Genomic DNA, 5,814 nt, shown 5'->3' with positions numbered 1-5,814 from the left:
AAAAAGCGTTAGATTTATTGGGAGTTTCCCTGATTTGTACCCAGTAACGGGGCGGCGGAAATTCTCTTAATCCCTTCTACAGCACAGGTTATGGCCTTTTGTCAACGGGGAAGTCCAGATATAAAAGTGATCGCTGCTTTTCCCGTTCCCTCAGTTACACCACCACCCTTTATTCCTAATTTAAAGTCAACTTCTTTGTAACCGTTCGGGGGGGGTCTGGCAAAAGTCTTACAGTCTCTAAACTCTAGCTCTCTTATGGGGTAAACCTTCAAGCTATCGCTAACTAACAGAAACCCGAAATTTGAGTTTTTATTAGAAAAAAAGTTAGCGATCATTTGTCAAGCAAGGGTTTCAGAATCTGGATTCGGTCAGGGATTTCCGAAAGTTCCAGAAGATCGATAATGACTCTACTAGCCTCAAGATAGCAAAAAAACCGGCGGGAAAATCTCCCCACCGGGTCAAAAAGGCAAAAGTAAAGAATTATTTCTGATCAGCCTTTTTGCTTGACTTATCACCCATTTTGTACTTACGCAAGAAGCGATCGACCCGGCCCTCCGTATCAATCATCTTCTGGGTTCCCGTATAAAAAGGATGATTACCAGACCAAACCTCCACATGAATTTCTGGTTTGGTCGAACCCACCGTCATCACCACTTCACCATTACAGATCACCTTAGCTTCCGGATACCAAGTAGGATGAATTTTTTTCGGCATAATAAACCTCTCTATTAACCTAACGTTTCGAGTATTGAGGCGCTTTACGCGCTTTGTGAAGACCGTATTTTTTCCGTTCCTTCGCCCGGGGATCCCGAGTCAGATAACCTTCACTCTTGAGGGGAGGACGATTTTCCGGGGCCAATTGACATAAAGCTCTAGCGACACCCAATTTCACCGCGTCCGCTTGGCCGGTCAAACCACCGCCCTCGGCCTTAACGATGATATCATACTCGTTTTCCAGTCCCAAAGTCTCCAGAGGAGCCTTGATCGTCTGGATATAGGTGGGAATGCGGTTAAAGTGGGTTTCCCCATCGCGACCGTTAACGGTAATTGCCCCCGTCCCCGGCACCAGACGCACGGAAGCGACCGCCGATTTGCGTCGTCCCGTTCCCCAATAAACTACCTTATTTTTACTGTCCGTGGCTTGCATTGACTTAATTTCCTCCTGCGGGAATCGTATTAATCGCTAAAACTTCCGGTTGTTGTGCCTGATGGGGATGTTCCGCACCGGCATAAACTTTCAGTTTCGTGAACAATTTCCGACCTAAGCTATTTTTCGGGAGCATTCCCTTAACAGCGTGTTCGATAATCCGTTCGGGAATGCGTTTTTGCAGTTTATCGAAGCTTTCTACCTTCATACCACCCGGTCTGCCGGAGTCGCGGCGATAAACTTTCTGTTGGCGTTTTTTGCCCGTTACCGTCACTTTTTCAGCGTTAATAACAATGACAAAATCCCCCGTATCCAGATGGGGGGTGAAGGTGGCTTTATTTTTGCCCCGTAGAATCATCGCGATTTCGGTGGCCAGACGACCTAGACGCTGATCGGCCGCATCAATGACGTACCATTTCTGCTCTAGAGTCTCTAAATTTGGTAGCGGTGTTTTGTTCATGGTCAGTTTGCCTTGCTTTACAAAAATAAACTTTGAATCTCTATGCTCGGAAATAATAAAGAGGCTGAGTCTCGCACCAGACGCTATCGGCAAAGGGAAAATCGGCGTAACCCACCCGCAGTAAACATAGTCCTTTAGCTGGTGCGGCGTATTTGACCAATTCTCGGCGCTGATTGACCCAGATGTCGGTAAAGTTTTCTAGCGATCGCTCACCAGTTCCCACCTCTACCAACATTCCCACCAATAGCCGCACCATCCCGTACAAAAAGCCATTGGCTTGAATTTCCATCTGTACAAACGGCCCTTGACGGTAGCATTCCACCCCCTGTACTTCTACCCAGGAATGGTCGCGACTAGAGTTAGCACGGTGAAAGGCGGCCAGATGGTGCTTGCCCAATAGGGGCCGTAAAGCCCTGGCCATCAAATCGGCATCGAGGGGACGATGGTAGTAGTGCCAACTAAAGGGGCTAACAAAGAGATTGGGGATGGGGTCGGTATAGAGGGTGTAACGATAACGTCGCCAGAGGGCCGAGAAACGGGCGTGCCAGCGATCGGGAACCTGGGCCGAGGCCCGAATGACGATATCGTCATCTAGCCGAGCATTGAGAACCTTGGCCCAATGGGCAGCTGGGATCGGACTTTGCTGCTGGAAATGGGCAACTTGGGCGGCGGCGTGAACACCGCTATCGGTACGTCCGGCCCCGTGCAGAGTGACAGCATGACCGAGAATATCGGCCAGAGCCTTCTCGATTTCCTCCTGCACGCTCCTGTGATGGGGTTGCCGTTGCCAGCCGTGGAAATTAGTTCCCACATACTGGATAACTAGGGCGATCCGCGACTGGGGGCAAGCTGTCATCGTTACATCAGTTCGATAATCGCCATGGGGGCATTATCCCCGCGACGGCGCAGGGTACGCACGACCCTGGTATAACCGCCGTTACGACTGCCATAACGGGCTTGTGCGCCTTCAAAGAGGGCGTGAACCAGTTGTTTATCGTAGATGTAGCCCATAGCTTGGCGACGGGCGCTCAGGGAACCGTCTTTAGCTAGGGTGATAATGTGGTCTACCTCTGCTCGCACCGCTTTCGCTTTCGCTAGGGTGGTGGTGATCTGACCGTGGCGAATTAGCTGGGTGGCCAAGCTGCGCAGCAGTGCCTTTCTTTGGTCAGCCGGCAGACCCAATTGAGGCACTTTACACCGATGTCTCATGGTATTTTCCTGGAATTGGGTTTACTTGCTTTTTTCTTGGGGTAGGGTGATGCCTAACCGTTTTTGTAGGGCTTCAATGACTTCTTCAGCCGATTTCTGCCCAAAGTTTTTGATTTCTAAGAGATCTTCTTGGCTGTAATCGAGGAGGTCGGCTACGGTGTTGATCTGCGCTCGCTTCAGGCAATTGTAGGCGCGCACGGATAATTGTAGTTCCTCGATCGGAATTTGGTTTTCTTGGTTGATCTCTTGGTCGTCAAAGTTACCGGAGGATTCGAGGGCGTTGAGATCCTTGAGCGGGTTAAAGAGATTAACCAGCATATCGGCCGCTTGGGAAAGGGCTTCTTTGGGGTTAATGCTCCCGTTTGTCCAAATTTCTAAGAGCAGACGATCTCTAGCTTGACCGCTTTCGGAACGGATATCTTCGACGCTGTAGTTGACTTTGGTTACGGGCATAAAGATAGAGTCGATTTGCAGAAAGTCGAGCGAAGTGGCTTCTTCTTTACTGCGATCAATTGCCCGGTAGCCTTTGCCTTTTTCCACGCGAAATTCCATCTCTAGCTTGGCCCCTTCGGCTAGGGTGGCGACGTACTGATTGCGATCAACTATCTCGATTTCTGAGGGTAAATCGAATTGTGCCGCCACTACTGTCGCCGGCCCAGTTGCCACTAAACGCCCGATCTGGGTTTGATTGGTGTAGCTTTTCAGGATGATTTCTTTCATGTTGAGCATGAGTTCCATCACGTCCTCGCGTACCCCCTCGACGGTGGCAAATTCGTGATTGACTCCCGCGATCCGCAGGGCCGTCACGGCCGCCCCTTCCAGATTGGAAATGAGAATCCGTCTCAGGGCATTACCTACGGTTGTACCCTGGCCTCTTTCCAGAGGCTCTAGTACAAATTTACTGTACTGACTCTGATTCTTGTAAGTTTTTGCTTCTACACACTCGATTTGAAATTGCGCCACCGATTGACCTCCCTTGTTCAGTTTTCAGTTATCAGTTATCAGTTATCAGTTTTCTTTGGCTTTCAGCCTTTAGCTTTTTGCTCAGATGGTCTTTGACGACCCGATTCTGCTGCTGATGCGCTCAAAGCTAACGGCTGTCGGCCTCAAGATCCCTGTCACCTGAAAAAGCTGTTCACTGTTTACACTCTCCGGCGTTTGGGAGGACGACAACCATTGTGGGGGATGGGAGTCACGTCCCGGATCAGGGTGATTTCTAATCCTGCTCCTTGCAGGGCCCGGATTGCGGTTTCCCGTCCTGCCCCGGGGCCGCTCACCATCACCTCTAGTTGACGCATTCCCTGTTCGATCGCTCGGCGGGCGGCGTTATCGGCGGCGGTTTGGGCGGCGAAAGGGGTTCCTTTTTTGGCTCCTTTAAAACCACTCGATCCCGCCGATGCCCAAGAGATCACATCGCCTTTGGTATCGGCGATCGTGACAATGGTGTTGTTGAAGGTCGATTGAATGTGAGCGACTCCGGTAGGAATATTTTTTTTCTGTTTTTTCGGTCCGGTTTTTTTGGTTGGTCGCGCCATAGTTTTTCTTGATTGGGGGATATCGCAATGAATAAAAAATTATTTCTTGGAGGGGGCTTTTTTCTTCCCTGCCACTGTCACCCGACGACCGCGACGGGTCCGCGCATTGGTTCGCGTCCGTTGCCCGCGCACGGGTAATCCTAGCCGATGCCGACGACCTCGATAGGTGCCGATATCGGCGAGGCGTTTGATGTTCATCGCCTCCCAGCGTCTCAAATCCCCCTCGATTTGATAATTTGTCTCGATATAAGTCCGTAGCGCCGCCACGTCTTCATCGCTGAGATCCTTGACCCGAGTGTCAGGGTTAACACCCGTCGCGGATAAGACTTCTTGGGAACGCGATAGACCCACTCCGTAGAGGTAGGTCAGGGCGATTTCCACACGCTTATCGCGAGGTAGGTCTACACCAGCTATCCTTGCCACGCTTTTTTTTTCTCCCTATGAACGATTTTTTTTCCAAAAACGACTACAATTAACGGTAACGATTCTCTGCCCCAAGACAGTGACTTTGGTGGATTAACCTTGTCTCTGCTTGTGTTTGGGGTTAGAACAAATTACCATGACTCGACCGCGCCGACGGATGACGCGGCACTTTTCGCACATTTTTTTGACAGACGCTCTAACTTTCATGCCTAACTATTTTGGCAACACTGCAAGCTCATTATTATATCAGATTTCTTTTACTCGTGTCACCTATTTTTTTTAAATAAATTTGGCTGCTTATTAGGCTTTTTGGCTTCTCTGCCCCTATTTATCGCTATTTTTTTTGATTTTTCAGGCGATAGGTAATTCTGCCTTTGGTTAGGTCGTAGGGTGTGAGTTCCACTTTTACTCGATCGCCAGGGAGGATTTTGATATAATTACGGCGGATTTTGCCGGATATGTGAGCTAAGACGTTGAAACCGTTATCTAAATCCACCCTAAACATGGCGTTAGGCAAAGATTCCGTGACGGTTCCTTCCATTTCGATGAGATCTTGTTTAGACAAAGTTAATTCCTCAATTTCACTGGGGACAATTTATTTAATGATTCGGAGCTCTCTTGGGTTTGGTGGTTAAAATGTATTCTAAGATACATTCCTCCCAGCGGGGGGGTGGAACGAACCACAAAGACACAAAGGACACAAAGATTGATCGATCATATAGTAAGTTAAACTTATCACACAGAACCTAGTAGGAGAGCCGATTCGGCAGCAGCAACCGTGCTGTCACCACAGTTCCCCCAGTATAGCTTATCAGTGATCAGTGATCAGATGTGAGTTTTCAGTTCACAGCAAAAAAGCGCCCCATCTTCCCTCTCCCATCTCCTGACTCCAGCCTCCACCCCCATCTCCCCACTACTAGGCAGTATTGTAAAGTTTTGTAAAAAATATATGCAAATGACTGCAAACAACTGCTAATATGGTTAGTACAAGTTTACATTGCAGTTCACATGAAACTATCAGATTATGCTAAGAAAAAAGG

10 protein-coding genes are annotated in these 5,814 nt (G+C 49.0%); all 10 read right to left on the bottom strand.

Annotated features, from left to right (window positions below):
- Nucleotides 1–480 precede the first annotated feature (480 nt).
- Nucleotides 481–714: a 50S ribosomal protein L31 gene (rpmE, locus tag EWV60_RS06575; protein ID WP_002735793.1), complete on the bottom strand. Its 234-nt coding sequence runs from the start codon at nucleotides 712–714 to the stop codon at nucleotides 481–483.
- A gap of 19 nt (nucleotides 715–733) precedes the next feature.
- A complete protein-coding gene (gene rpsI / locus EWV60_RS06570) occupies nucleotides 734–1,147 on the bottom strand; it encodes a 30S ribosomal protein S9 (RefSeq protein ID WP_002737094.1) in 414 nt (137 codons plus the stop codon).
- Nucleotides 1,148–1,151: 4 nt separating this feature from the next.
- The gene (gene rplM / locus EWV60_RS06565) at nucleotides 1,152–1,607 is read right to left on the bottom strand and encodes a 50S ribosomal protein L13 (protein ID WP_002735375.1); all 456 of its coding nucleotides are present in this window, start codon (nucleotides 1,605–1,607) and stop codon (nucleotides 1,152–1,154) included.
- Between the two features lie 40 nt (nucleotides 1,608–1,647).
- Nucleotides 1,648–2,463, bottom strand: a complete 816-nt coding sequence (truA, locus tag EWV60_RS06560; RefSeq protein ID WP_287231625.1) for a tRNA pseudouridine(38-40) synthase TruA — start codon at nucleotides 2,461–2,463, stop codon at nucleotides 1,648–1,650.
- A gap of 2 nt (nucleotides 2,464–2,465) precedes the next feature.
- Nucleotides 2,466–2,816, bottom strand: coding sequence for a 50S ribosomal protein L17 (gene rplQ, locus EWV60_RS06555; protein ID WP_002801078.1), 351 nt, complete (start codon nucleotides 2,814–2,816; stop codon nucleotides 2,466–2,468).
- A 21-nt stretch (nucleotides 2,817–2,837) separates the two neighbouring features.
- Nucleotides 2,838–3,779, bottom strand: a complete 942-nt coding sequence (locus EWV60_RS06550) for a DNA-directed RNA polymerase subunit alpha (RefSeq protein WP_002737965.1) — start codon at nucleotides 3,777–3,779, stop codon at nucleotides 2,838–2,840.
- Between the two features lie 179 nt (nucleotides 3,780–3,958).
- Nucleotides 3,959–4,351: a 30S ribosomal protein S11 gene (rpsK, locus tag EWV60_RS06545; RefSeq protein WP_002735413.1), complete on the bottom strand. Its 393-nt coding sequence runs from the start codon at nucleotides 4,349–4,351 to the stop codon at nucleotides 3,959–3,961.
- Nucleotides 4,352–4,390: 39 nt separating this feature from the next.
- Complete coding sequence (gene rpsM, locus EWV60_RS06540; protein WP_002735415.1) at nucleotides 4,391–4,774, bottom strand: 30S ribosomal protein S13; 384 nt, start codon at nucleotides 4,772–4,774, stop codon at nucleotides 4,391–4,393.
- Nucleotides 4,775–4,867: 93 nt separating this feature from the next.
- Nucleotides 4,868–4,981, bottom strand: a complete 114-nt coding sequence (gene rpmJ / locus EWV60_RS06535) for a 50S ribosomal protein L36 (protein WP_012593611.1) — start codon at nucleotides 4,979–4,981, stop codon at nucleotides 4,868–4,870.
- 127 nt (nucleotides 4,982–5,108) lie between these two features.
- Entirely contained in the window at nucleotides 5,109–5,339 is a 231-nt protein-coding gene (gene infA, locus EWV60_RS06530) for a translation initiation factor IF-1 (RefSeq protein ID WP_002737109.1), read from the bottom strand.
- Between the last annotated feature and the right edge of the window lie 475 nt (nucleotides 5,340–5,814).

The organism is Microcystis sp. Msp_OC_L_20101000_S702 (assembly GCF_007095705.1).
GTDB lineage: Bacteria > Cyanobacteriota > Cyanobacteriia > Cyanobacteriales > Microcystaceae > Microcystis > Microcystis ichthyoblabe_A.
The sequence above is the reverse complement of the archived record's forward strand: the minus strand, read 5'-3'. Positions and strand labels throughout refer to the sequence as shown.

What these genes read in the sequence shown, in the direction of transcription:
- rpmE (WP_002735793.1), bottom strand. Translation starts at nt 714, where the DNA reads ATGCCGAAAAAAATTCATCCTACTTGGTATCCGGAAGCTAAGGTGATC.
- rpsI (WP_002737094.1), bottom strand. Translation starts at nt 1,147, where the DNA reads ATGCAAGCCACGGACAGTAAAAATAAGGTAGTTTATTGGGGAACGGGA.
- rplM (WP_002735375.1), bottom strand. Translation starts at nt 1,607, where the DNA reads ATGAACAAAACACCGCTACCAAATTTAGAGACTCTAGAGCAGAAATGG.
- truA (WP_287231625.1), bottom strand. Translation starts at nt 2,463, where the DNA reads ATGACAGCTTGCCCCCAGTCGCGGATCGCCCTAGTTATCCAGTATGTG.
- rplQ (WP_002801078.1), bottom strand. Translation starts at nt 2,816, where the DNA reads ATGAGACATCGGTGTAAAGTGCCTCAATTGGGTCTGCCGGCTGACCAA.
- rpsK (WP_002735413.1), bottom strand. Translation starts at nt 4,351, where the DNA reads ATGGCGCGACCAACCAAAAAAACCGGACCGAAAAAACAGAAAAAAAAT.
- rpmJ (WP_012593611.1), bottom strand. Translation starts at nt 4,981, where the DNA reads ATGAAAGTTAGAGCGTCTGTCAAAAAAATGTGCGAAAAGTGCCGCGTC.